Source organism: Paracoccus shanxieyensis (assembly GCF_009711265.1).
GTDB lineage: Bacteria > Pseudomonadota > Alphaproteobacteria > Rhodobacterales > Rhodobacteraceae > Paracoccus > Paracoccus shanxieyensis.
Window position 1 is genome coordinate 126,499 of the sequence record NZ_WMII01000002.1, and the last position, 20,088, is coordinate 146,586.

General features: G+C 60.8%; 33 protein-coding genes. All 33 read left to right on the forward strand.

What is annotated here, in order from left to right; genetic code table 11:
* Positions 1-37: 37 nt before the first annotated feature.
* Positions 38-1,213 (forward strand): elongation factor Tu, encoded by a 1,176-nt coding sequence (tuf, locus tag GL284_RS02580; protein ID WP_155043075.1) that lies wholly within the window; start codon positions 38-40, stop codon positions 1,211-1,213.
* A 400-nt stretch (positions 1,214-1,613) separates the two neighbouring features.
* Complete coding sequence (locus GL284_RS02585) at positions 1,614-2,315, forward strand: hypothetical protein (protein ID WP_155043092.1); 702 nt, start codon at positions 1,614-1,616, stop codon at positions 2,313-2,315.
* Between the two features lie 177 nt (positions 2,316-2,492).
* On the forward strand, positions 2,493-2,801 hold the full coding sequence (rpsJ, locus tag GL284_RS02590) for a 30S ribosomal protein S10 (RefSeq protein ID WP_010400227.1): 309 nt from the start codon (positions 2,493-2,495) through the stop codon (positions 2,799-2,801).
* Between the two features lie 11 nt (positions 2,802-2,812).
* Complete coding sequence (gene rplC / locus GL284_RS02595; RefSeq protein WP_155043093.1) at positions 2,813-3,673, forward strand: 50S ribosomal protein L3; 861 nt, start codon at positions 2,813-2,815, stop codon at positions 3,671-3,673.
* Positions 3,670-4,290: a 50S ribosomal protein L4 gene (gene rplD, locus GL284_RS02600; protein WP_155043094.1), complete on the forward strand. Its 621-nt coding sequence runs from the start codon at positions 3,670-3,672 to the stop codon at positions 4,288-4,290. Before rplC ends, rplD begins: the two co-directional genes overlap by 4 nt.
* Complete coding sequence (locus tag GL284_RS02605) at positions 4,287-4,583, forward strand: 50S ribosomal protein L23 (protein ID WP_142664076.1); 297 nt, start codon at positions 4,287-4,289, stop codon at positions 4,581-4,583. Before rplD ends, GL284_RS02605 begins: the two co-directional genes overlap by 4 nt.
* A 90-nt stretch (positions 4,584-4,673) precedes the next feature.
* A complete protein-coding gene (rplB, locus tag GL284_RS02610; RefSeq protein WP_155043095.1) occupies positions 4,674-5,510 on the forward strand; it encodes a 50S ribosomal protein L2 in 837 nt (278 codons plus the stop codon).
* Between the two features lie 3 nt (positions 5,511-5,513).
* A complete protein-coding gene (gene rpsS / locus GL284_RS02615) occupies positions 5,514-5,792 on the forward strand; it encodes a 30S ribosomal protein S19 (RefSeq protein ID WP_155043096.1) in 279 nt (92 codons plus the stop codon).
* A gap of 5 nt (positions 5,793-5,797) precedes the next feature.
* Positions 5,798-6,193, forward strand: coding sequence for a 50S ribosomal protein L22 (rplV, locus tag GL284_RS02620; RefSeq protein ID WP_155043097.1), 396 nt, complete (start codon positions 5,798-5,800; stop codon positions 6,191-6,193).
* Positions 6,193-6,915, forward strand: coding sequence for a 30S ribosomal protein S3 (gene rpsC, locus GL284_RS02625; protein WP_155043098.1), 723 nt, complete (start codon positions 6,193-6,195; stop codon positions 6,913-6,915). The genes rplV and rpsC overlap by 1 nt, the downstream gene beginning before the upstream one ends.
* A gap of 12 nt (positions 6,916-6,927) precedes the next feature.
* Positions 6,928-7,341, forward strand: coding sequence for a 50S ribosomal protein L16 (gene rplP, locus GL284_RS02630; protein WP_155043099.1), 414 nt, complete (start codon positions 6,928-6,930; stop codon positions 7,339-7,341).
* A gap of 222 nt (positions 7,342-7,563) precedes the next feature.
* Positions 7,564-7,770, forward strand: a complete 207-nt coding sequence (gene rpmC / locus GL284_RS02635; protein ID WP_155043100.1) for a 50S ribosomal protein L29 — start codon at positions 7,564-7,566, stop codon at positions 7,768-7,770.
* Between the two features lie 12 nt (positions 7,771-7,782).
* On the forward strand, positions 7,783-8,022 hold the full coding sequence (gene rpsQ, locus GL284_RS02640; RefSeq protein ID WP_155043101.1) for a 30S ribosomal protein S17: 240 nt from the start codon (positions 7,783-7,785) through the stop codon (positions 8,020-8,022).
* Positions 8,023-8,073: 51 nt separating this feature from the next.
* The gene (gene rplN, locus GL284_RS02645) at positions 8,074-8,442 is read left to right on the forward strand and encodes a 50S ribosomal protein L14 (protein WP_022708219.1); all 369 of its coding nucleotides are present in this window, start codon (positions 8,074-8,076) and stop codon (positions 8,440-8,442) included.
* Positions 8,442-8,747, forward strand: coding sequence for a 50S ribosomal protein L24 (gene rplX, locus GL284_RS02650; RefSeq protein WP_155043102.1), 306 nt, complete (start codon positions 8,442-8,444; stop codon positions 8,745-8,747). Before rplN ends, rplX begins: the two co-directional genes overlap by 1 nt.
* Positions 8,747-9,307, forward strand: coding sequence for a 50S ribosomal protein L5 (gene rplE / locus GL284_RS02655; protein WP_155043103.1), 561 nt, complete (start codon positions 8,747-8,749; stop codon positions 9,305-9,307). The genes rplX and rplE overlap by 1 nt, the downstream gene beginning before the upstream one ends.
* A gap of 18 nt (positions 9,308-9,325) precedes the next feature.
* Positions 9,326-9,631, forward strand: coding sequence for a 30S ribosomal protein S14 (rpsN, locus tag GL284_RS02660; RefSeq protein ID WP_134680215.1), 306 nt, complete (start codon positions 9,326-9,328; stop codon positions 9,629-9,631).
* A 9-nt stretch (positions 9,632-9,640) separates the two neighbouring features.
* Positions 9,641-10,039: a 30S ribosomal protein S8 gene (rpsH, locus tag GL284_RS02665; RefSeq protein WP_155043104.1), complete on the forward strand. Its 399-nt coding sequence runs from the start codon at positions 9,641-9,643 to the stop codon at positions 10,037-10,039.
* Between the two features lie 11 nt (positions 10,040-10,050).
* The gene (gene rplF, locus GL284_RS02670; RefSeq protein ID WP_155043105.1) at positions 10,051-10,584 is read left to right on the forward strand and encodes a 50S ribosomal protein L6; all 534 of its coding nucleotides are present in this window, start codon (positions 10,051-10,053) and stop codon (positions 10,582-10,584) included.
* 11 nt (positions 10,585-10,595) lie between these two features.
* Positions 10,596-10,955 carry a 50S ribosomal protein L18 gene (gene rplR / locus GL284_RS02675; RefSeq protein ID WP_155043106.1) on the forward strand — a complete coding sequence of 120 codons (360 nt, stop codon included), beginning with the start codon at positions 10,596-10,598 and terminating at the stop codon, positions 10,953-10,955.
* 110 nt (positions 10,956-11,065) lie between these two features.
* Complete coding sequence (gene rpsE, locus GL284_RS02680) at positions 11,066-11,632, forward strand: 30S ribosomal protein S5 (RefSeq protein WP_155043272.1); 567 nt, start codon at positions 11,066-11,068, stop codon at positions 11,630-11,632.
* 12 nt (positions 11,633-11,644) lie between these two features.
* Complete coding sequence (gene rpmD / locus GL284_RS02685) at positions 11,645-11,833, forward strand: 50S ribosomal protein L30 (protein ID WP_155043107.1); 189 nt, start codon at positions 11,645-11,647, stop codon at positions 11,831-11,833.
* A gap of 126 nt (positions 11,834-11,959) precedes the next feature.
* Positions 11,960-12,700 (forward strand): hypothetical protein, encoded by a 741-nt coding sequence (locus GL284_RS02690; protein WP_341870307.1) that lies wholly within the window; start codon positions 11,960-11,962, stop codon positions 12,698-12,700.
* A gap of 53 nt (positions 12,701-12,753) precedes the next feature.
* Positions 12,754-13,089, forward strand: coding sequence for a PH domain-containing protein (locus GL284_RS02695; RefSeq protein ID WP_341870308.1), 336 nt, complete (start codon positions 12,754-12,756; stop codon positions 13,087-13,089).
* A gap of 133 nt (positions 13,090-13,222) precedes the next feature.
* Entirely contained in the window at positions 13,223-13,708 is a 486-nt protein-coding gene (rplO, locus tag GL284_RS02700) for a 50S ribosomal protein L15 (protein ID WP_155043108.1), read from the forward strand.
* 102 nt (positions 13,709-13,810) lie between these two features.
* Entirely contained in the window at positions 13,811-15,184 is a 1,374-nt protein-coding gene (secY, locus tag GL284_RS02705) for a preprotein translocase subunit SecY (RefSeq protein ID WP_155043109.1), read from the forward strand.
* Positions 15,185-15,221: 37 nt separating this feature from the next.
* Positions 15,222-15,818, forward strand: a complete 597-nt coding sequence (locus tag GL284_RS02710) for an adenylate kinase (protein ID WP_155043110.1) — start codon at positions 15,222-15,224, stop codon at positions 15,816-15,818.
* Between the two features lie 177 nt (positions 15,819-15,995).
* Positions 15,996-16,364 (forward strand): 30S ribosomal protein S13, encoded by a 369-nt coding sequence (rpsM, locus tag GL284_RS02715; RefSeq protein ID WP_341870309.1) that lies wholly within the window; start codon positions 15,996-15,998, stop codon positions 16,362-16,364.
* 15 nt (positions 16,365-16,379) lie between these two features.
* Positions 16,380-16,769 carry a 30S ribosomal protein S11 gene (gene rpsK, locus GL284_RS02720; RefSeq protein WP_011747123.1) on the forward strand — a complete coding sequence of 130 codons (390 nt, stop codon included), beginning with the start codon at positions 16,380-16,382 and terminating at the stop codon, positions 16,767-16,769.
* A gap of 118 nt (positions 16,770-16,887) precedes the next feature.
* The gene (locus GL284_RS02725; protein WP_155043112.1) at positions 16,888-17,904 is read left to right on the forward strand and encodes a DNA-directed RNA polymerase subunit alpha; all 1,017 of its coding nucleotides are present in this window, start codon (positions 16,888-16,890) and stop codon (positions 17,902-17,904) included.
* Between the two features lie 113 nt (positions 17,905-18,017).
* A complete protein-coding gene (gene rplQ / locus GL284_RS02730) occupies positions 18,018-18,440 on the forward strand; it encodes a 50S ribosomal protein L17 (protein ID WP_155043113.1) in 423 nt (140 codons plus the stop codon).
* Between the two features lie 346 nt (positions 18,441-18,786).
* On the forward strand, positions 18,787-19,398 hold the full coding sequence (locus GL284_RS02735; protein WP_155043114.1) for a helix-turn-helix transcriptional regulator: 612 nt from the start codon (positions 18,787-18,789) through the stop codon (positions 19,396-19,398).
* A gap of 69 nt (positions 19,399-19,467) precedes the next feature.
* Positions 19,468-20,058, forward strand: a complete 591-nt coding sequence (locus GL284_RS02740; protein ID WP_155043115.1) for an acyl-homoserine-lactone synthase — start codon at positions 19,468-19,470, stop codon at positions 20,056-20,058.
* Positions 20,059-20,088 lie beyond the last annotated feature (30 nt).

Genomic DNA, 20,088 nt, shown 5'->3' on the forward strand with positions numbered 1-20,088 from the left:
CTCCTCATGAAATAACAAGCATTCAAGGAGCCCTGCTATGGCAAAGGCAAAGTTTGAACGTAACAAGCCGCACGTCAACATCGGGACCATTGGTCACGTTGACCACGGCAAGACGACGCTGACGGCTGCGATCACGAAGTATTTCGGTGAATTCCGGGCCTATGACCAGATCGACGGTGCGCCGGAAGAGCGTGCGCGCGGCATCACGATCTCGACCGCGCATGTGGAATACGAGTCGGAAACCCGTCACTACGCCCACGTCGACTGCCCCGGCCACGCCGACTATGTGAAGAACATGATCACGGGTGCTGCGCAGATGGACGGCGCGATCCTGGTGGTGAACGCGGCTGACGGCCCGATGCCGCAAACGCGCGAGCACATCCTGCTGGGCCGTCAGGTCGGCATTCCCTACATGGTCGTCTACCTGAACAAGGTCGACCAGGTGGATGACGAAGAGCTGCTGGAACTGGTCGAGATGGAAGTGCGCGAGCTGCTGTCCAGCTATGACTATCCCGGCGATGACATTCCGATCATCAAGGGCTCGGCGCTGGCCGCGATGGAAAGCCGCGATCCCGAGATCGGCGAGAACTCGATCCGCGCGCTGATCGCGGCTGTCGACGAATACATCCCGACGCCCGAGCGCGCCGTGGACCAGCCGTTCCTGCTGCCGATCGAAGACGTGTTCTCGATCTCGGGCCGCGGCACGGTTGTGACCGGCCGGATCGAGCGCGGCGCTGTGAACGTCGGCGACGAACTGGAAATCGTGGGCATCCGCGACACCAAGAAGACGACCTGCACGGGCGTGGAAATGTTCCGCAAACTGCTGGATCGCGGTGAGGCTGGCGACAATGTCGGCGTTCTGCTGCGCGGCATCGACCGTGACGGCGTCGAGCGTGGTCAGGTTCTGGTGAAGCCGAAATCGGTGACGCCGCACACGACCTTTGAAGCCGAGGCCTATATCCTGACCAAGGAAGAGGGCGGCCGCCACACGCCGTTCTTTGCGAACTACCGTCCGCAATTCTACTTCCGCACGACGGACGTGACCGGCACGGTGAAGCTGCCCGAGGGCACGGAAATGGTGATGCCGGGCGACAACCTGAAGTTCGAGGTCGAGCTGATCGCCCCGATCGCGATGGAAGAAAAGCTGCGCTTCGCCATCCGCGAAGGCGGCCGCACCGTTGGTGCAGGCGTCGTGTCGAAGATCATCAAGTAAGCATCGCTTGCGCAGATGATCCCGAGACGCCCCTGCTTTGGTGTGTCGCAGATCATCACGTGATGCGGCGCGGGCGAGAGCCCGTGGCTTGTGAGACTGGAAAGGCCGTCCCGGATCGGGGCGGCCTTTTTGGTTTCGTGCGGTGGGGGCCGGCGGTGGGGTGGCGCGAGACGGGAGAGGGGCGCGCGGCTGGCGCGGGCGGGTGCCTCCGGCGGGAGTATTGGGGGAACAGAGAAGCTGGGGGGCGGAGGCAGAGGGGTGAGGTGGAGGCCTGCGGGTGGTTGGTGTTGGAGGGCGCTGGGGAGGCAGGGGCAAGAAGGCCCGGGTGAAGAGAGGGCGAGGGGTTGCCTCTGACACGAGTATTTGGAACTGAGACGGGGCAATAAATCGCCGGGGCACAATGTTATTTGTTGGCTGGGATGTTGGCGGCTGGAACTGCGATAAGAATTCCACAAGTCGCGACGCTTTGATCGTTTTGGACCGGCGCGGTGTCGTTCAAGGAATACCTTGGCGCGGTAATCTGGCGCGTGTCGTTCTTGCTTCGTACAATATCAACGAATTCAAGCAAGCTGTATTCTCGAAATGCAAAGTCGAAAACATATCTGGCGATTGCCCAATCGTGCTTGCCATAGATGCGCCTCTCGCTTTTCCGGAAGCGTTCCTGAGGCTGCAGAGCCGTCGTGTCGCGGTCAACCTTGGTCAAAGATCAGTCGAAAATCCTTATCTTTACAGGTTCACAGAACGACGCCTCAGTCTGGAAGGACACACGCCGTTGTCGGCAGTAAAGGATATGATCGGAAGCCAAGCGACCAAAGCGATGCACCTTATAGCTTGTGTCTTTGAAAATGACGCAGGTATTGGTGTCTGGGAGGCTGCTGACGGAAGCTTTGCCCTGGAAACCTATCCAGCTTTATGCCGCAAGCGGGCCCCTGAACGTTTTGTTGAGTCCCGTGATATCGCACGAGCGAAACCTGACATTGCAGATGCCTGGGTCTGTGCGGCGGTTGCGCGCATTTACGCTATGAATGGCAGCTTACTTGAACATCCGGTTCCTGAGGCGCCGCGGTCAGAGGGCTGGATTTGGGCGCCTCGGAAGGCTTGACTTACCCCCGCACCTAGGGCAAAAGCCCCCATCGCTGCCGTTCTGTCAAGAATCGGTTGCACTCTGCCGGGCCGCCAACTATAGGGGCGGCCTGCACTTATTTTATACGGTTCGACGCTGGCTTCGCGTGGTGCGCGGTCAGCCTCTCAACTGGAACTCCCCGCAAGAGGGATGTCTATGCAAAGCCAGAATATCCGCATCCGGCTGAAAGCGTTCGACTATCGCGTTCTGGATGCCAGCACGCAGGAGATCGTGAACACCGCCAAGCGCACCGGCGCTCAGGTCCGTGGTCCGATCCCGCTGCCGAACAAGATCGAGAAATTCACCGTTCTGCGCGGTCCGCACATCGACAAGAAGTCGCGTGACCAGTGGGAAATCCGCACGCACAAGCGCCTGCTCGATATCGTTGACCCGACCCCCCAGACCGTGGACGCGCTGATGAAGCTCGACCTCGCCGCTGGCGTGGATGTCGAGATCAAGGTCTGAGGAGGCTGACTATGCTGCGGACTGGTGTTATCGCCAAGAAGCTGGGCATGACCCGGCTGTTCCTGGAAGACGGGCGTCAAGTTCCCGTCACCGTTCTGCACGTCGATAACGTGCAGGTCATCGCGCAACGCACCACCGAGCGTGACGGCTATGTCGCCGTTCAGCTGGGTGCGGGCGAAGCGAAAGCAAAGCGCACGACCGCTGCGCTGCGTGGCCATTTCGCGAAAGCGAATGTCGCGCCCAAGCGCAAGATCGCGGAATTCCGCGTTGCCGAAGAAAACCTGGTGGAAGTCGGTGAGGAAATCATCGCCGACCATTACTTTGCAGGTCAGTTCGTCGACATCGCCGGCACCTCGATCGGTAAAGGCTTTGCCGGTGCGATGAAGCGTCACAACTTTGGTGGTCTGCGCGCCTCGCACGGTGTGTCGATCTCGCACCGTTCGCACGGTTCGACCGGCCAGTGTCAGGATCCGGGCAAGGTGTTCAAGGGCAAGAAGATGGCTGGCCATCTTGGTGCCGTTCGCGTCACCACCCAGAACCTGCAAGTGGTTCGCACCGATGCCGACCGTGGCCTGATCATGGTCAAGGGCTCGGTTCCGGGCTCGAAAGGTGGCTGGGTCACGATCAAGGACGCGGTGAAGAAGCCGCTGGCCGACACCGTGATCTATCCGGCTGCGACCCGTTCGAAAGCCAAGGAAGCCGCACGTCTGGCCGAAGAAGCCGCCGCTGCCGCCGCTGCCGAGGAAGAAGCCGCCCGCAAGGCCGCTGCTGAAGCCGAAGCCGCCGCGCAAGAGGCTGCTCTGGCCGAGGCCGAGGCTTCGATCGCTGCCGACAAGGCTGACGACGCTGCGCCCGAAGGAGACAAGCAATGAAACTTGATGTGATCTCGCTCGATGCCGGCAAAGCTGGTGACATCGATCTGAGCGATGACATCTTCGGTCTGGAGCCCCGTGCCGACCTGCTGCACCGCGTGGTGCGCTGGCAGCGTGCGCGTGCTCAGCAGGGCACGCACTCGGTCCTGGGCAAGTCGGATGTCAGCTACTCGACCAAGAAGATCTATCGCCAGAAAGGCACCGGCGGCGCACGTCACGGTTCCCGCAAGGCGCCGACCTTCCGTCACGGTGGTGTCTACAAAGGCCCGACCCCGCGTTCGCACGCCTTCGATCTGCCGAAGAAAGTCCGCGCGCTTGGTCTGAAGCACGCCCTGTCGGCAAAATATGCCGCTGGCGAGCTGGTCATCGTGGACAGCCTGAACATCGGTGAAGTCAAGACCTCGGCCGTTGCGAAAGCGGTCAAGGAAAACGGCTGGAAGCGCGTTCTGGTGATCGACGGTGCCGAAGTGAACGAAAACTTCGCCCGCGCCGCCCGCAACCTGGAAGGCATCGATGTGCTGCCCTCCATCGGTGCAAACGTCTATGACATCCTGCGTCGCGACACGCTCGTGCTGACGCGCGCCGGTGTCGAAGCTCTGGAGGCTCGTCTGAAATGACCACGAAGCCTGAACATTACGACGTGATCGTCAAGCCGCTGATCACCGAGAAAGCGACGCTGGTGTCTGACGCCAACGCCTATGTTTTCCAGGTGGCCAAGGACTCGAACAAGCCCGCGATCAAAGAAGCGGTCGAGGCTCTGTTCAACGTCAAGGTGAAAGCGGTCAACACCACGATCACCAAAGGCAAGACCAAGCGTTTCAAGGGCCGCCCCGGCGTCCGTTCGGACGTGAAGAAAGCCTATGTGACGCTGGAAGCTGGCAACAGCATCGACGTGTCCACGGGTCTCTGATCCCGGAACCTGAATCTGCGGCCCCGTCACCGGGGCCGCATTTGACTGAAACGGACCAGCAACGGTCCAAAGCAACGGAAGACAGAAAGCATGGCACTCAAGTCGTATAAACCGACGACGCCTGGCCAGCGTGGGCTGGTTCTGATCGACCGTTCGGAGCTTTGGAAAGGGCGCCCGGTCAAATCCCTCACCGAGGGTTTGACCAAAAAAGGCGGCCGGAACAACACCGGACGGATCACGATGCGCCGCCAAGGCGGCGGGGCGAAGCGTCTTTATCGCATCGTGGACTTCAAACGCACGAAGTTCGATGTTTCGGCGACCGTCGAGCGGATCGAATACGATCCCAACCGCACCGCCTTCATCGCGCTGATCAAATACGAAGACGGCGAGCAGGCCTATATCCTGGCCCCGCAGCGTCTGGCTGTTGGCGACAAGGTGATCGCTGGCGCCAAGGTCGACGTGAAACCCGGTAACGCGATGCCCTTCTCGGGCATGCCGATCGGCACGATCGTCCACAACGTCGAGCTGAAGCCCGGCAAAGGCGGCCAGATCGCCCGTTCGGCTGGCACCTATGCCCAGTTCGTCGGCCGTGATGGTGGCTATGCCCAGATCCGCCTGTCCTCGGGCGAGCTGCGCATGGTTCGTCAGGAATGCATGGCGACCATCGGTGCCGTGTCGAACTCGGACCACTCGAACCAGAACCTGGGTAAAGCAGGCCGCAACCGCCACAAGGGCATCCGCCCGAGCGTCCGCGGTGTTGCCATGAACCCGATCGACCACCCGCATGGTGGTGGTGAAGGCCGCACCTCTGGTGGTCGTCACCCGGTCACGCCCTGGGGCAAAGGCACCAAGGGCAACAAGACCCGCAATAACAAGTCGACTGACAAGTACATCTTGCGGTCGCGCAATGCGAAGAAGGGGCGTTAATCCATGGCACGTTCTGTTTGGAAGGGCCCCTTTGTCGACGCATACGTGCTTCGCAAAGCCGAGAAAGCCCGCGAATCCGGCAAGTCGGATGTCATCAAGATCTGGTCGCGCCGCTCGACGATCCTGCCGCAGTTTGTCGGCCTGACGTTTGGCGTCTACAACGGTCAGAAGCACATCCCGGTCGCCGTGACCGAGGAGATGATCGGCCAGAAGTTTGGTGAATACTCGCCGACGCGGACCTATTACGGTCACGCCGCCGACAAGAAAGCGAAAAGGAAGTAATCGTCATGGGTAAGGAACAGAATCCGCGCCGCGTGGCGGAGAACGAAGCGTTCGCCAAGACCAAGATGCTGCGCACCTCGCCGCAGAAACTGAATCTGGTCGCGCAACTGATCCGCGGCAAGAAGGTCGACAAGGCTTTGGCCGACCTGACCTTCTCGCACAAGCGTATCGCTGGTGACGTGAAGAAATGCCTTCAGTCGGCTATCGCCAATGCTGAAAACAACCACAATCTGGACGTCGATAGCCTGATCGTCGCCGAAGCGTGGGTCGGCAAGAACCTGGTCATGAAACGCGGTCGCCCGCGCGCCCGTGGCCGTTACGGCAAGATCATGAAGCCGTTTTCGGAAATCACCATCAAGGTTCGTCAGGTCGAGGCCGTCGAAGCAGGGGAGCGCGCGTAATGGGTCAGAAGGTAAACCCCATCGGGATGCGTCTTCAGGTCAACCGCACCTGGGACAGCCGCTGGTATGCGGATGACAAGGATTACGGCAACCTGTTGCTGGAAGACCTGAAAATCCGTGACTTCGTTCATACCGAAGCCAAGCAAGCGGGCATCAGCCGCGTCATCATCGAACGTCCGCACAAGAAGTGCCGCGTCACGATCTATGCCGCGCGTCCGGGTGTCATCATCGGCAAAAAAGGCGCCGATATCGAAACCCTGCGCAAGAAGCTGACGAACTTCACCGCGTCGGAACTGCACCTCAACATCGTCGAGGTCCGCAAGCCCGAGCTGGACGCCCAGCTGGTGGCCGAGTCGATCGCGCAGCAGCTTGAGCGCCGCGTTTCGTTCCGTCGCGCCATGAAGCGTGCGGTTCAGAACGCCATGCGCATGGGCGCACTGGGCATCCGGGTGAACGTTTCGGGCCGTCTTGGCGGCGCCGAGATCGCGCGCACCGAATGGTATCGCGAAGGCCGTGTGCCGCTGCACACCCTGCGCGCCGACATCGACTATGCGCTGTCGGAAGCCACGACCCCCTATGGGATCATCGGTGTGAAGACCTGGATCTTCAAAGGCGAGATCATGGAGCATGACCCGCAAGCCCGCGACCGTCGCGCCAATGAGGCGCAAGACGGCCCGGCTCCGCGTGGTCCGCGCCGCGATCGCGACCGCGACGCGCGCTAAGGAGAAACGACAATGCTGCAACCGAAACGGACCAAGTTCCGCAAACAGCACAAGGGCCGTATCCACGGCGAAGCCAAGGGCGGTTTCGCCCTGAACTTCGGCTCGTTCGCGCTGAAAGCGACCGAGCCCGAGCGTGTCACCGCCCGTCAGATCGAAGCGGCCCGCCGCGCGATCACCCGCCACATGAAGCGTCAGGGCCGCGTCTGGATCCGGATTTTCCCGGACCTGCCGGTGTCCTCGAAGCCGACCGAAGTGCGGATGGGTAAAGGTAAGGGCTCGGTGGATTACTGGGCTGCCCGCGTCCACCCCGGCCGCATCATGTTCGAGATCGACGGCGTGTCCGAAGAAATCGCGCGTGAAGCCCTGCGTCTGGGTGCGAACAAGCTGCCGGTGCTGTCGCGCATCGTGGCACGCGAAGACTGGTAAGGGCAGGGGGCGACCCCGATCCTTGCGACAAGCGCCCCGCCGGGAAACTGGCGGGGCGTTTTTCGTAATGTCATGCCAAGCGTGACTTTCACGCCAAACGTGAAAGTCCTTGCCAAAACGGTGTCTGGCCTGTATGGGCAAGCCTTCATCATGAAACTCCACCGGAATCAGGGTGGCCTTGCGATGCAGGGGCCCTCCGGTGATGTTGAAAGGAAGAGGCGCATGAAAGCGCAAGAACTGAAAGACAAGACGCCGGATCAGCTGAAAGAACAGCTGCTTTCGCTGAAGAAAGAAGCCTTCAACCTGCGTTTCCAGCAGGCGACCGGCCAACTGGAATCGACCGCTCGTATGCGCGCTGTCAAACGTGACGTTGCCCGCGTGAAAACGATTCTGAACCAGAAAGCGGCTGCTGCCGCTGCGTCGAACTAAGGAGCCCGGTCCATGCCCAAACGCATCCTGCAAGGCAAGGTCGTCAGCGACAAGAACGAACAGACCGTCACCGTTCTGGTCGAGCGTCGCTTCAAGCACCCGCTGCTGCACAAGACCGTGCGGTCGTCCAAGAAATACCGCGCCCATGACGCGGAAAACCAGTTCAAGGTCGGTGACACCGTTCGCATCGTCGAATGCGCGCCGATCTCGAAAACCAAGCGTTGGACCGTTCTGGTCGACGCTGCAGTCTAATCGAAACCCTGGGGCCGGTAAGTCCGGTCCCCAAAGGTCGGGAGTAACCCTATGATCCAGATGCAGACCAATCTGGATGTTGCTGACAACTCCGGCGCCCGCCGGGTTCAGTGCATCAAGGTCCTGGGTGGTTCGCACCGTCGCTATGCGTCGGTGGGCGACATCATCGTCGTCTCCGTCAAGGAAGCCATTCCTCGGGGCCGCGTGAAGAAAGGTGACGTCCGCAAGGCCGTCGTCGTTCGGACCGCAAAAGAAGTGAACCGTGAAGACGGCACCTCGATCCGTTTTGACCGCAACGCCGCCGTCATCCTGAACAACCAGGGTGAGCCGGTTGGCACGCGTATCTTCGGGCCGGTGGTTCGTGAACTTCGCGCCAAGAACTTCATGAAGATCATCTCGCTTGCGCCGGAGGTGCTGTGATGGCTGCCAAGCTGAAAAAAGGCGACAAGGTCGTCGTCCTTGCCGGTAAGGACAAGGGCAAGCAGGGCGAGATCTCGGCTGTGTTCCCGAAAGAGAACAAGGCCGTTGTTGACGGCGTCAACATCGCCATCCGTCACACCCGTCAGTCGCAGAACAGCCAGGGCGGCCGCGTGGCGAAAGCCATGCCGATCGACCTGTCGAACCTGTCGCTGATGGACGCGAACGGCAAAGCGACCCGCGTCGGCTTCCGCGAGGAAGACGGCAAGAAAGTCCGCTTCGCCAAGACCACGGGAGACGTGATCTGATGCTGGACCAAGCCACCTATACGCCGCGTCTGAAAGCGCAGTATCGCGACACCATCCGCGCTGCGCTGAAAGAAGAGTTCGGCTACAAGAACGACATGCAGATCCCCCGTCTGGACAAGATCGTCCTGAACATGGGCATCGGTGAAGCTGTCAAGGACACCAAGAAGGTCAAGCAGGGCGCTGAAGAGCTGTCGCTGATCGCCGGTCAGAAGGCTGTCATCACCCACGCGAAAAAGTCGATCGCCGGCTTCCGCGTCCGTGAAGAAATGCCGCTGGGTGCGAAAGTGACGCTGCGCGGCGACCGGATGTATGAATTCCTGGACCGTCTGATCGGTATCGCACTGCCCCGCGTCCGCGACTTCCGCGGCGTGAAAGGCACGTCGTTCGATGGTCGTGGCAACTATGCCATGGGCCTGAAAGAACACATCGTTTTCCCGGAAATCAACTTCGACAAGGTCGACGAAGTTCTGGGGATGGACATCATCATCTGCACCACCGCGCCGACCGACGCGGAAGCGAAGTCGCTGTTGAAGCATTTCAACATGCCGTTCAACAGCTGATCGCGGAGGGAAGAAGATATGGCTAAGAAATCCATGGTCGAGCGCGAGAAGAAGCGCGAGAAACTGGTTCAGAAATACGCGGCAAAACGTGCCGCTCTGAACGAAGTCATCCACGACCAGTCCCGCCCGATGGAAGAGCGTTTCAAGGCTTCGCTGAAGCTGGCCGAACTGCCGCGCAATTCCTCGGCTACGCGTCTGCACAACCGGTGCCAACTGACCGGCCGTCCGCATGCGTATTACCGTAAACTGAAACTGTCGCGGATCATGCTGCGCGAGCTTGGCTCGTTCGGTCAGATCCCCGGCATGGTCAAATCGAGCTGGTAAGGGGGCACTATGTCGATGAACGATCCGCTCGGCGATATGCTGACCCGCATCCGCAATGCTCAGATGCGCGGCAAATCGACCGTCCGCACCCCGGCCTCCAAGCTGCGCGCTTGGGTTCTGGACGTGCTGAAAGCTGAAGGCTACATCCGCGGCTATGAGAACGTGACCACCGAGTCCGGCCATGCCGAGATTGAAATCAGCCTGAAATACTATGAAGGCACTCCGGTCATCCGCGAACTCGCGCGTGTGTCCAAACCCGGTCGCCGGGTCTATGCCTCGGTGAAGGAAATCCCGTCGGTCCGCAATGGCCTGGGCGTTTCCATCGTCTCGACGCCGAAAGGTGTCATGTCGGACGCAGCAGCACGCAATGCCAACGTTGGCGGCGAAGTGCTCTGCACCGTGTTCTAAGGAGGGCAGAGATGTCTCGGATTGGTAAAAAACCGGTCGCCCTCCCGCAAGGCGTGACCGCAGACATCAAAGGTCAGACGATCGAAGTGAAGGGTCCGAAAGGCACCCGCAGCTTCACCGCGACCGATGATGTGACCCTGTCGCTGGAAGACGGCGCCGTGAAAGTCACCCCGCGTGGCCTTTCCAAGCGTGCCCGTCAGCAGTGGGGCATGACCCGCTCGATGGTCGAGAACCTGACCGTCGGCGTCAGCACCGGCTTCAAGAAAGAGCTGGAAATTCAAGGTGTGGGTTACCGCGCCTCGATGCAGGGCAAGACCCTGAAGCTGGCACTGGGCTATTCGCACGACGTGAACTTTGAAACGCCTGATGGCGTGACCATCACCTCGCCGAAGCAGACCGAGATCGTGATCGAAGGCATCGACCAGCAACTGGTCGGTCAGGTCGCGGCAAACATCCGTGAGTGGCGTCAGCCCGAGCCCTACAAGGGCAAAGGCATCCGCTACAAGGGTGAGGTCGTCTTCCGCAAGGAAGGCAAGAAGAAGTAAGGGGCGCGTAAATGGCACTGACGAAAAGAGAGCTGTTCCTGAAGCGCCGCCTGCGCGTGCGGAACAAACTGCGGGCAATCACGGACGGTCGTCCGCGTCTGTCCGTTCACCGTTCTTCCAAGAACATCAGCGTCCAGCTGATCGACGACGCGAAGGGGGTCACTTTGGCCGCTGCCTCGTCGCTGGAAAAAGATCTGGGCGTTGTTGGCAAGAACAACCTGGAAGCTGCGGCCAAGATCGGCGCTGCGATTGCAGAGCGTGCGAAGAAAGCCGGCGTCGAAGAGGTGATCTTCGATCGTGGTGGTTTCCTGTTCCACGGCAAGATCAAGGCCTTGGCAGACGCAGCCCGCGAAGGCGGTCTGAAGTTCTGATCCTGTGGGCGGCGGTTTCGCCGTCCCGATGATCCGGGGGCGTGCCTTTGGGCGCGCCCACCTGGATTGAACCAACAGGCGCTTTGCGCCAACCTATGAAGGGATGCCTTATGGCAGAACGTGAAAACCGCCGGGGTCGCCGCGAAGAGCGCGAAGAAACCCCGGAATTCGCCGACCGTCTGGTCGCGATCAACCGTGTGTCGAAAACCGTCAAGGGTGGTAAGCGCTTCGGCTTTGCTGCTTTGGTCGTTGTCGGCGATCAGCGGGGCCGCGTCGGCTTCGGCAAGGGCAAGGCGAAAGAAGTGCCCGAGGCGATCCGCAAGGCAACCGAACAGGCGAAACGTTCGCTGGTTCGCGTTCCGCTGCGCGACGGCCGCACGCTGCACCACGACATCGAAGGCCGTCACGGCGCCGGTAAAGTGATCATGCGGACCGCCGTTCCGGGGACCGGGATCATCGCCGGTGGTCCGATGCGCGCCGTGTTCGAGATGCTGGGCGTTCAGGACGTTGTTGCGAAATCGCAAGGTTCGCAGAACCCCTACAACATGATCCGCGCCACCATCGACGGCCTGAAAAAGGAAGCCTCGCCCCGCAACGTCGCCCAGCGTCGTGGCAAGAAAGTGGCCGAGATCCTGCCCTCGAACGACAAGCCGGCTGTTGAAGCCGTCGAAGCGTAAGGAGCGATCATCATGGCAAAAACCATCGTTGTGAAGCAGATCGGCTCGCCGATCCGCCGCCCCGCCAGCCAGCGCGCGACGCTGAAAGGTCTGGGCCTGAACAAGATGAACCGCACGCGCGAGCTGGAAGATACCCCGGCTGTCCGCGGTATGGTCAACTCGATCCCGCATCTGGCGGTCATCGTCGAAGAGCGCGGCTGATCTCAGCCCCTCTGTGAACTGGAAAACGCCCCGAGCTTCGCCTCGGGGCTTTTTTCGTCTGGCGTTAACCTTTCGCTAACCACGACGTTCTAGCCTGTCGCGGTATTCGCGGCGAAGGAAGATGACGTGCTGGTGCGGCTTTTGCAGATTTTGACGGTGTTTCTGGTGGCGGGTTCCGCTGCCATGGCCGGACCGTGGCCCCGCGCCGAGGATGGCGTGTTCCTGTCCTTTTCAGGTGAGCGGGACCGCGACGGCAACAGCTATGTCAGTCTTTACGGCGAATATGGCCTGTCGCCGCGCAGCACGCTGGGGTTCGAGCTGGGCCGCAGCAATGCCGATGAAAGCAGCGTGACGCTGTGGTGGCAGCGCGCGCTGGACCGGGGGCAGGGGCCGAACCGCTGGACGATTTCCACCGGCATCGGCATGCTGGACCGCAAGCACGAATACCTGCCGCTGGCCCAGATGGGTGCGGCATGGGGTCGCGGTCTGGACACGATCCCATGGCTGCGGCGTCTGCCGGGCGGCGGCTGGCTTGCCGCCGAACTGCGCATCAAGGTGGCGGGCGCGACCAAGGATCAGGCCGAAACGCAGGAGCTTGCGGCGGCTGATGCCAGCTTTCTGGCCTATATCACCCCCGAGACGGTTGCCAAATCCGAACTGACCTTCGGCTGGCACGCGACCGACAGCCTGATGCTGATCAACCAGCTGCAGCTTGAGGATCGCGACGATACCGGATTTTCCAGCAAGCTTGCCATCTCTGGCGTCCGCGATCTGTGGGGGCCTGCAAAGCTGGAACTGGGCGTGATTGCGCCGCTGTCCGGCTCGGGCGAGGTGGCGGTCAAGCTGGGAAGCTGGCTGGAATTCTGATCGCTGGAATGTCCTAGAATGCTGATATTTATTGACAAATATTCGCGGCAGGCGTGTTCCCGCGTTCGGATGTCGCAGCCGACATTCTGCTGCCGGATGACACGATCCTTGCCAGTTTCAAGTCGATGCGCGATGGGGTCGTTTTCACCAGCAAGCGGGTGATCGCGGTCAATGTGCAGGGGCTGACCGGCAAGAAGAAGGATTTCACCTCGATGCCCTATCGCGCCATTCAGGTCTTTTCCGTCGAGACCGCCGGGACGTTTGATCTGGATGCCGAGCTTGAGCTGTTCTTTTCCGGCGTCGGCAAGGTCCGTTTTGAATTCACCGGCCGCGTCGATATTCGCAAGATCGCACGCAGTATTGCGGAACATGTGCTTGAGCGGCGATGACGCCCGGCTTGACCGGGAAGCTGTCCCTCGCTAAACACCGCCGGTGGCCATCCGGCCCCGACTCAAAAACCAAGAAATGCCGCGTTCGTCCCCTTCGCTTCATGGGACGTTTCCGGCCGATAGGAGAAGCGAAATGAAACTGCATGAGATCCGCGACAATGACGGCGCGTCGCGCGCCAAGAAACGCGTCGCACGCGGCCCCGGCTCGGGCAAAGGCAAGACCGCTGGCCGTGGTATCAAGGGCCAGACCTCGCGTTCGGGCGTTGCGCTGAACGGCTATGAAGGCGGTCAGATGCCGCTGTATCGCCGCCTGCCGAAGCGTGGCTTCAGCAAGCCGAACCGTCTGGACTTCGCCGTCGTGAACCTGGGCCAGATCCAGGCGTTCATCGACGCGGGCAAGCTGGATGCCAAGGCTGACGTGACCGAGGATGCGCTGGTTGCTGCCGGTGTGACCCGTCGCAAGCTGGATGGCGTGCGCGTTCTGGCCAAGGGCGAACTGAAAGCCGCGCTGAACATCACCGTTGCCGGTGCGTCCAAATCGGCCATCGAGGCCATCGAGAAAGCTGGCGGCAAGGTCACCGTGACCCGTCCGGCCAAAGAAGAAGCGGCGGCCGAATAAGCTGTTGAAGGGGGCGTGCGCGCCTCATAGATAGCAGTCAAGTTTTCCAGGCGCCGCGGGATCGGGAAACGATCCGGCGGCGCTGCCATGAAGGGGCATGTTATGGCGTCAGCCGCAGAACAGATGGCCGCGAACCTTTCCTGGGGCGCGCTCGGCAAGGCGACCGAGCTGCGTCAGCGGATCTGGTTCACCCTTGGCCTTCTCATCATCTATCGTCTTGGCACCTATATCCCGGTGCCGGGCATCGACGGCGCCGCGCTGCGCAACTTCATGGAGCAACAGGCGGCCGGCCTTGGGGGCATCCTGTCGATGTTCACCGGCGGCGCGCTGGGGCGCATGGGCGTGTTTGCGCTGGGGATCATGCCCTATATCTCGGCCTCGATCATCGTGCAGCTTCTGGCCTCGATGGTGCCTTCGCTGGAACAGCTGAAGAAAGAAGGCGAGGCGGGCCGCAAAAAGATCAACCAATACACCCGCTATGGCACGGTCGCGCTGGCGCTGTTCCAAGCATGGGGTCTGGCCGTCAGCCTTGAGCATGGCAATCTTGCGCATGAGCCGGGCATGTTCTTCCGCCTGTCCGTGGTGGTCACGCTGGTCGGCGGCACGATGTTCCTGATGTGGCTGGGTGAGCAGATCACCGCCCGCGGCATCGGCAACGGCATCTCGCTGATCATCTTCGTCGGCATCGTCGCCGAGATTCCGGGCCATCTGGCGCAGTTTCTGGCTCAGGGCCGTTCGGGCGCCGTGTCGACGCCGGTCATTCTGGGCGTGATCCTGATGATCGTCGCCGTGATCGCCTTCGTGGTGTTCATGGAGCGGGCGCTGCGCAAGATCCACATCCAGTATCCGCGCCGTCAGGTGGGCATGAAGGTCTATGACGGGCAATCGTCGCACCTGCCGATCAAGGTCAACCCCGCAGGCGTGATCCCGGCGATCTTCTCGTCCTCGCTGCTGCTGCTGCCGGTGACGATCTCGACCTTCTCGGGCAACCAGACCGGTCCGGTGATGTCGACGATTCTGGCCTATTTCGGCCCCGGCCAGCCGCTGTATCTGCTGTTCTTCGCGGCGATGATCGTGTTCTTCGCGTATTTCTATACCTTCAACGTCAGCTTCAAGACCGAGGACGTGGCCGAGAACCTGAAAAATCAGGGCGGGTTCATTCCGGGCATTCGCCCCGGCAAGCGGACCGAGGACTATCTGACCTATGTGGTCAGCCGCGTTCTGGTCATCGGCTCGGCCTATCTGGCCGCTGTCTGTCTGCTGCCCGAAGTGATCCGCCATCAGCTTTCGATCCCATTCTACTTTGGTGGGACTTCCGTTCTGATCGTGGTCAGTGTCGTGATGGATACGATCAATCAGGTGCAAAGCCACTTGCTTGCGCATCAATATGAAGGTCTGATCGAGAAATCGCAGCTGCGGGGCAAGCGTAGCAAGACTGGGGCTGCGAAGCCTCGCAAGGCACCTGCCCGCCGCTAACTTGGGGGCAAGCCCCGCGGGGCAAATGAGGGAAGTTATGGCGATCAATATCATTCTGCTGGGGCCTCCGGGGGCTGGCAAAGGCACGCAGGCACGCCGCCTGATCGAAAACCGCGGCCTTGTCCAGCTTTCGACCGGTGACATGCTGCGCGAAGCGCGCAGCTCGGGCACCGAGATGGGCAAGCGCGTGGCCGAAGTCATGGATCGCGGGGAACTGGTGACGGATGAGATCGTCATTGGCCTGATCCGCGAAAAGCTGGCGCAAGGCGGCAAGGGCTTCATCTTCGACGGTTTTCCGCGGACGCTGCCGCAGGCCGATGCGCTTGGCGAGCTGCTGAAAGCCTCGGGGATGACGCTGGATGCCGCGATCGAGCTGAAGGTCGATGATGAGGCGCTGGTGGCCCGGATCGTCAAGCGCGCCGAAGAGTCGAAAGCCGCCGGTGAGCCGGTCCGTCGCGACGACACGCCCGAAGTCTTTGCCGACCGTCTGCGCGAATATTACAAGAAGACCGCGCCGCTGCTGGGCTATTACTATGCCAAGGGCGATCTGAAACAGGTCGACGGCATGGCGGCGATGGATGTGGTCGGTGGCCAGATCGCCGCGATCCTTGACAAGCTGGCGGTCGAAGCCTGACCCGCCAGTCAGCCAAGGCTTGACGAGGGCTTGCGAATCCCTTAATTCGCAGCATCTCATTCGAGAATCACCTGTCCGCAGGTGGCCGCTTGAAGGCCCGGAGGCACAGCTTTCGGGTCTTTGGTTGTGAAAAAAGGTTCCGGTGCTACGGAATCGCAACGAAGAAAAGGAAAACGCGTGGCTCGTATTGCTGGCGTCAACATTCCGACCGGGAAGCGCGTCCCGATCGCACTGACCTATATCCACGGCATCGGCTCGAAATTCGCCGATGAGATCATCGCTGCTGTCGGCATCGAGCCGACCCGCCGCGTCAATGAACTGTCGGATGCCGAAGTTCTGAAGATCCGCGAATATATCGACGCGACCTATACCGTCGAAGGCGACCTGCGTCGCGAAACCCAGATGAACATCAAGCGGATGATGGATCTGGGCTCGTATCGTGGTCTGCGTCACCGTCGTGGCCTGCCGGTCCGCGGTCAGCGCACCCACACCAACGCCCGCACCCGCAAGGGCCCGGCGAAACCCATCGCCGGCAAGAAGAAGTAAGAGGGGGCTGAGGTAATGGCACGCGATAAGACTCGTATCAAACGCAAAGAGCGCAAGAACATCGCCACCGGCGTTGCTCATGTGAACTCGTCGTTCAACAACACCAAGATCCTGATCTCGGACGTGCAGGGCAATGCGATCTCGTGGTCGTCGGCTGGCACGATGGGCTTCAAGGGTTCGCGGAAATCGACCCCCTATGCCGCTCAGATGGCCGCTGAAGACGCGGGCAAAAAAGCGCAGGAACATGGCGTCCGCACGCTGGAAGTCGAAGTTCAAGGCCCCGGTTCGGGCCGTGAATCGGCTCTGCGCGCGCTGGCTGCCGTCGGTTTCAACATCACGGCGATCCGTGACGTGACCCCGATCGCGCATAACGGCTGCCGCCCGCCGAAACGCCGCCGCGTCTGATCAAGGTCGTTCTTGTCGCGTTCCGCGTGGGTGTTCCGCGCGGGCGCGATTTTCGCATTTAACCTCGGGCGTTTCCGGTCAAAGGTCATGGACGGGAAACAGGAATGGAGGAAAACGCATGATCCACAAGAATTGGGCTGAGCTGATCAAGCCGACGCAGCTTGAAATCAAGCCTGGCGCGGATTCCTCGCGCGTGGCGACCGTCGTCGCCGAGCCGCTGGAGCGTGGCTTCGGCCTGACGCTGGGCAATGCCCTGCGCCGCGTGCTGCTGTCCTCGCTGCAAGGCGCTGCGATCACCTCGGTTCAGATCGACAACGTGCTGCACGAGTTTTCCTCGGTGCCGGGCGTTCGTGAGGACGTGACCGATATCGTCCTGAACCTGAAGGGCGTGACGCTGAAAATGGACGTGGACGCCCCCAAGCGTCTGACGCTTTCGGCGAAAGGTCCGGGCGAGGTCAAGGCCGGTGACATCCAGGAAACCGCTGGAATCACCATCCTGAACCGCGACCATGTGATCTGCCACCTGGATGACGGTGCGGAATTCCACGTCGAACTGACCGTTGCCAATGGCAAGGGCTATGTCGCCGCCGACAAGAACCGTCCGGAAGATGCGCCCATCGGCCTGATCCCGATCGACGCCATCTTCTCGCCGGTCAAGCGCGTCAGCTATGAGGTCCAGCCGACCCGCGAAGGTCAGGTTCTGGACTATGACAAGCTGACGATGAAGGTCGAAACCGACGGTTCGCTGACCCCGGAAGACGCTGTGGCCTATGCCGCGCGCATCGTTCAGGACCAGCTGTCGGTCTTTGTGAACTTCGACGAGCCGGAAACCGCGACCCGTTCGGATGCCGAAGACGGTCTGGAATTCGACCCGCGTCTGCTGAAGAAAGTCGACGAGCTGGAGCTGTCGGTGCGTTCGGCAAACTGCCTGAAGAACGACAATATCGTCTATATCGGCGATCTGATCCAGAAGACTGAAGCCGAGATGCTGCGCACCCCGAACTTTGGCCGCAAGTCGCTGAACGAAATCAAGGAAGTGCTTTCGGGCATGGGCCTGCACCTCGGCATGGATGTCGTGGACTGGCCGCCGGAAAACATCGAAGATCTGGCCAAGCGTTTCGACGACCAGTTCTGATTTTTACGGGGGCGGGCCAACCGCCCCCGTCTTACTGGGCAATCCTGCCCCAAGGAGAGCGGCCCCCACGCAGGGTCGCCGGACAAAGCAAAAGACGTAAATAGGAGATTATCATGCGTCACGCCCGCGGCTATCGCCGTCTGAACCGCACCCACGAACACCGCAAGGCGCTGTTCGCCAACATGGCCGGCTCGCTGATCGAGCACGAGCAGATCAAGACCACCTTGCCGAAAGCCAAGGAACTGCGTCCGATCGTCGAAAAGCTGATCACGCTGGCCAAACGCGGCGACCTGCACGCCCGTCGTCAGGCCGATGCGCAACTGAAACAGGACCAGCACGTCGCCAAGCTGTTTGAAGTTCTGGGCGCGCGCTACAAGGACCGTCAGGGCGGTTACGTCCGCATCCTGAAAGCCGGTTTTCGCTATGGCGACATGGCGCCGATGGCGATCATCGAGCTGGTCGACCGCGACACCAGCGCAAAAGGCGCATCCGACCGCGCCCGTCTGGAAGCCGAATCGGAAGCTGAAGAAGCCTGAGAAGTTTAATCCTTTCTTAGGTTTATGCCTCTATTCTAAGCCCGCAGCCGTGATTGGTTGCGGGCTTTTTTGCAACATAAAGGCGAACATTTGCGTGATAGACAACCACCGCTGATTTCCGTCCTGACGGCGATAAATGCGCGTCAGATCGCTGGATTTGCATGTGATTTTGCGGATCCGGCCTGCAAACCGCAATGCTCGCGGGATGTGCGCGGCAAGGGGCACGCATATGCCGCCGGTTGCGAGGCTGAAAAACACCGCTCGCAAAACCAGTTACGCTTGAATACAGTTAGGGCTGTGCCATGTATGGCTTAAGTTGTAGAAATCACAATCTGTCCAAATAGTCATGTCGTCTCGCGCGGAAATCAACGCAGCACTCGCCAAGCTCAAGAAGCTTGCGCCGGCCGGTTACTTCATCGGCCTGCACATCCGTTTTGCTGCCCCCCTGATGCAGTTCCAGACCTATAACAAGGAATGGTCGCAGCGGTATTCCGAACGCGCCTATGCGCTTCGCGATCCGACCATCGCCTGGGGCTTTTCGACCACCGGTGCCTGCCGGTGGAGTGTGCTGCCCATTCCCGATCCGTTTTCGATTCTGCAGGACGCAGCCGATCACGGGCTGAATTTCGGGCTGGCGGTCGCGCATGGCCCCATCAAGTCGCGCACCATCGCGGCCTTTGCGCATGACAAACGCGAATTCACGGATGATGAGATCGAAACGATCTCCACCACCCTTCGGCGGCTTCACGACATAACCGAACCGCCGGAGAGCCTGACAAAGGCTCAACAAGAGGCCCTTAGGTGCATCGCAGAGGGCGATCGTCATGCAGCAGCGGCTGCCAAACTTGGTATAACGGAGAGCGCATTCAAGGCACGTCTCATCTCGGCGCGCGAACGTCTCATGGCGCGCACCACGGCCGAGGCGCTGCAAAGGGCCAAGGACTACCGCTTGCTGTAGAGTAAACGGTCCGCCTGTGTGCGGTTCGACCCTGGGGGCCACCACCCACCACACCCCAGGAGACTACCAATGCAGACCACCACACTCTCGTTCGCCAATATCCACAACCATGGCGAACTGTTCGCAAATATCTTCCGCGCGCGGAAGCAAAGCTTCATCATCCAGAAGCGCTGGGACCTGCCCCAGACGGATGACATGGAGTTCGATCAATACGATACCCCGATGAGCCGCTGGGTCGCGATCCACGAGCGGGGCCATGTTCTTGCCGGCGTCCGTCTTACGCCGACCACTGCGAAATGCGGCATGTATTCCTACATGATCCGCGATGCGCAGCTTGACCTGCTGGGCGGTTCGATCCCGCAGAACCTGCTGGACGCAGATGCGCCCGTCGAAAACGGCGTCTGGGAGGCCAGCCGCCTGTTCGTCGATCACACGATCCCGCAGCGCGAGCGTCGCCGCGTTCACCTGAACCTTGTTCAGGAGATGACCAATTCCGCGCGCGCGCTTGGCGCCACGCGTCTGGTCTGTCTGGTCGCCTCGACCTGGCCGCGCTGGTTGTCGCCCTGCGGTCTGGATGCGCAGGCCATGGGTCCGGTCGTCTGGATCGACGACGGCTATTTCCAATGCGTGTCGATCAATCTGACGACCAAGATGCACTGACGCCGCGGGGTCTTTTCCCGCAGATGCGGG

Bases quoted from the DNA above. Each gene is read 5' to 3' on its own strand.
- rplC (WP_155043093.1), top strand. From the start codon at position 2,813: ATGCTGCGGACTGGTGTTATCGCCAAGAAGCTGGGCATGACCCGGCTG.
- rplQ (WP_155043113.1), top strand. From the start codon at position 18,018: ATGCGTCACGCCCGCGGCTATCGCCGTCTGAACCGCACCCACGAACAC.
- rplO (WP_155043108.1), top strand. From the start codon at position 13,223: ATGAAACTGCATGAGATCCGCGACAATGACGGCGCGTCGCGCGCCAAG.
- GL284_RS02740 (WP_155043115.1), top strand. From the start codon at position 19,468: ATGCAGACCACCACACTCTCGTTCGCCAATATCCACAACCATGGCGAA.
- rpmC (WP_155043100.1), top strand. From the start codon at position 7,564: ATGAAAGCGCAAGAACTGAAAGACAAGACGCCGGATCAGCTGAAAGAA.
- rplP (WP_155043099.1), top strand. From the start codon at position 6,928: ATGCTGCAACCGAAACGGACCAAGTTCCGCAAACAGCACAAGGGCCGT.
- rpsS (WP_155043096.1), top strand. From the start codon at position 5,514: ATGGCACGTTCTGTTTGGAAGGGCCCCTTTGTCGACGCATACGTGCTT.
- GL284_RS02585 (WP_155043092.1), top strand. From the start codon at position 1,614: ATGTTATTTGTTGGCTGGGATGTTGGCGGCTGGAACTGCGATAAGAAT.
- rpsH (WP_155043104.1), top strand. From the start codon at position 9,641: ATGTCGATGAACGATCCGCTCGGCGATATGCTGACCCGCATCCGCAAT.
- rpmD (WP_155043107.1), top strand. From the start codon at position 11,645: ATGGCAAAAACCATCGTTGTGAAGCAGATCGGCTCGCCGATCCGCCGC.
- rplF (WP_155043105.1), top strand. From the start codon at position 10,051: ATGTCTCGGATTGGTAAAAAACCGGTCGCCCTCCCGCAAGGCGTGACC.
- rplE (WP_155043103.1), top strand. From the start codon at position 8,747: ATGCTGGACCAAGCCACCTATACGCCGCGTCTGAAAGCGCAGTATCGC.
- rpsQ (WP_155043101.1), top strand. From the start codon at position 7,783: ATGCCCAAACGCATCCTGCAAGGCAAGGTCGTCAGCGACAAGAACGAA.
- rplN (WP_022708219.1), top strand. From the start codon at position 8,074: ATGATCCAGATGCAGACCAATCTGGATGTTGCTGACAACTCCGGCGCC.
- rpsK (WP_011747123.1), top strand. From the start codon at position 16,380: ATGGCACGCGATAAGACTCGTATCAAACGCAAAGAGCGCAAGAACATC.
- GL284_RS02605 (WP_142664076.1), top strand. From the start codon at position 4,287: ATGACCACGAAGCCTGAACATTACGACGTGATCGTCAAGCCGCTGATC.
- tuf (WP_155043075.1), top strand. From the start codon at position 38: ATGGCAAAGGCAAAGTTTGAACGTAACAAGCCGCACGTCAACATCGGG.
- secY (WP_155043109.1), top strand. From the start codon at position 13,811: ATGGCGTCAGCCGCAGAACAGATGGCCGCGAACCTTTCCTGGGGCGCG.
- rplV (WP_155043097.1), top strand. From the start codon at position 5,798: ATGGGTAAGGAACAGAATCCGCGCCGCGTGGCGGAGAACGAAGCGTTC.
- GL284_RS02725 (WP_155043112.1), top strand. From the start codon at position 16,888: ATGATCCACAAGAATTGGGCTGAGCTGATCAAGCCGACGCAGCTTGAA.
- rpsJ (WP_010400227.1), top strand. From the start codon at position 2,493: ATGCAAAGCCAGAATATCCGCATCCGGCTGAAAGCGTTCGACTATCGC.
- rpsC (WP_155043098.1), top strand. From the start codon at position 6,193: ATGGGTCAGAAGGTAAACCCCATCGGGATGCGTCTTCAGGTCAACCGC.
- GL284_RS02710 (WP_155043110.1), top strand. From the start codon at position 15,222: ATGGCGATCAATATCATTCTGCTGGGGCCTCCGGGGGCTGGCAAAGGC.
- GL284_RS02735 (WP_155043114.1), top strand. From the start codon at position 18,787: ATGTCGTCTCGCGCGGAAATCAACGCAGCACTCGCCAAGCTCAAGAAG.
- rplD (WP_155043094.1), top strand. From the start codon at position 3,670: ATGAAACTTGATGTGATCTCGCTCGATGCCGGCAAAGCTGGTGACATC.
- rplR (WP_155043106.1), top strand. From the start codon at position 10,596: ATGGCACTGACGAAAAGAGAGCTGTTCCTGAAGCGCCGCCTGCGCGTG.
- rplX (WP_155043102.1), top strand. From the start codon at position 8,442: ATGGCTGCCAAGCTGAAAAAAGGCGACAAGGTCGTCGTCCTTGCCGGT.
- rpsE (WP_155043272.1), top strand. From the start codon at position 11,066: ATGGCAGAACGTGAAAACCGCCGGGGTCGCCGCGAAGAGCGCGAAGAA.
- rplB (WP_155043095.1), top strand. From the start codon at position 4,674: ATGGCACTCAAGTCGTATAAACCGACGACGCCTGGCCAGCGTGGGCTG.
- rpsN (WP_134680215.1), top strand. From the start codon at position 9,326: ATGGCTAAGAAATCCATGGTCGAGCGCGAGAAGAAGCGCGAGAAACTG.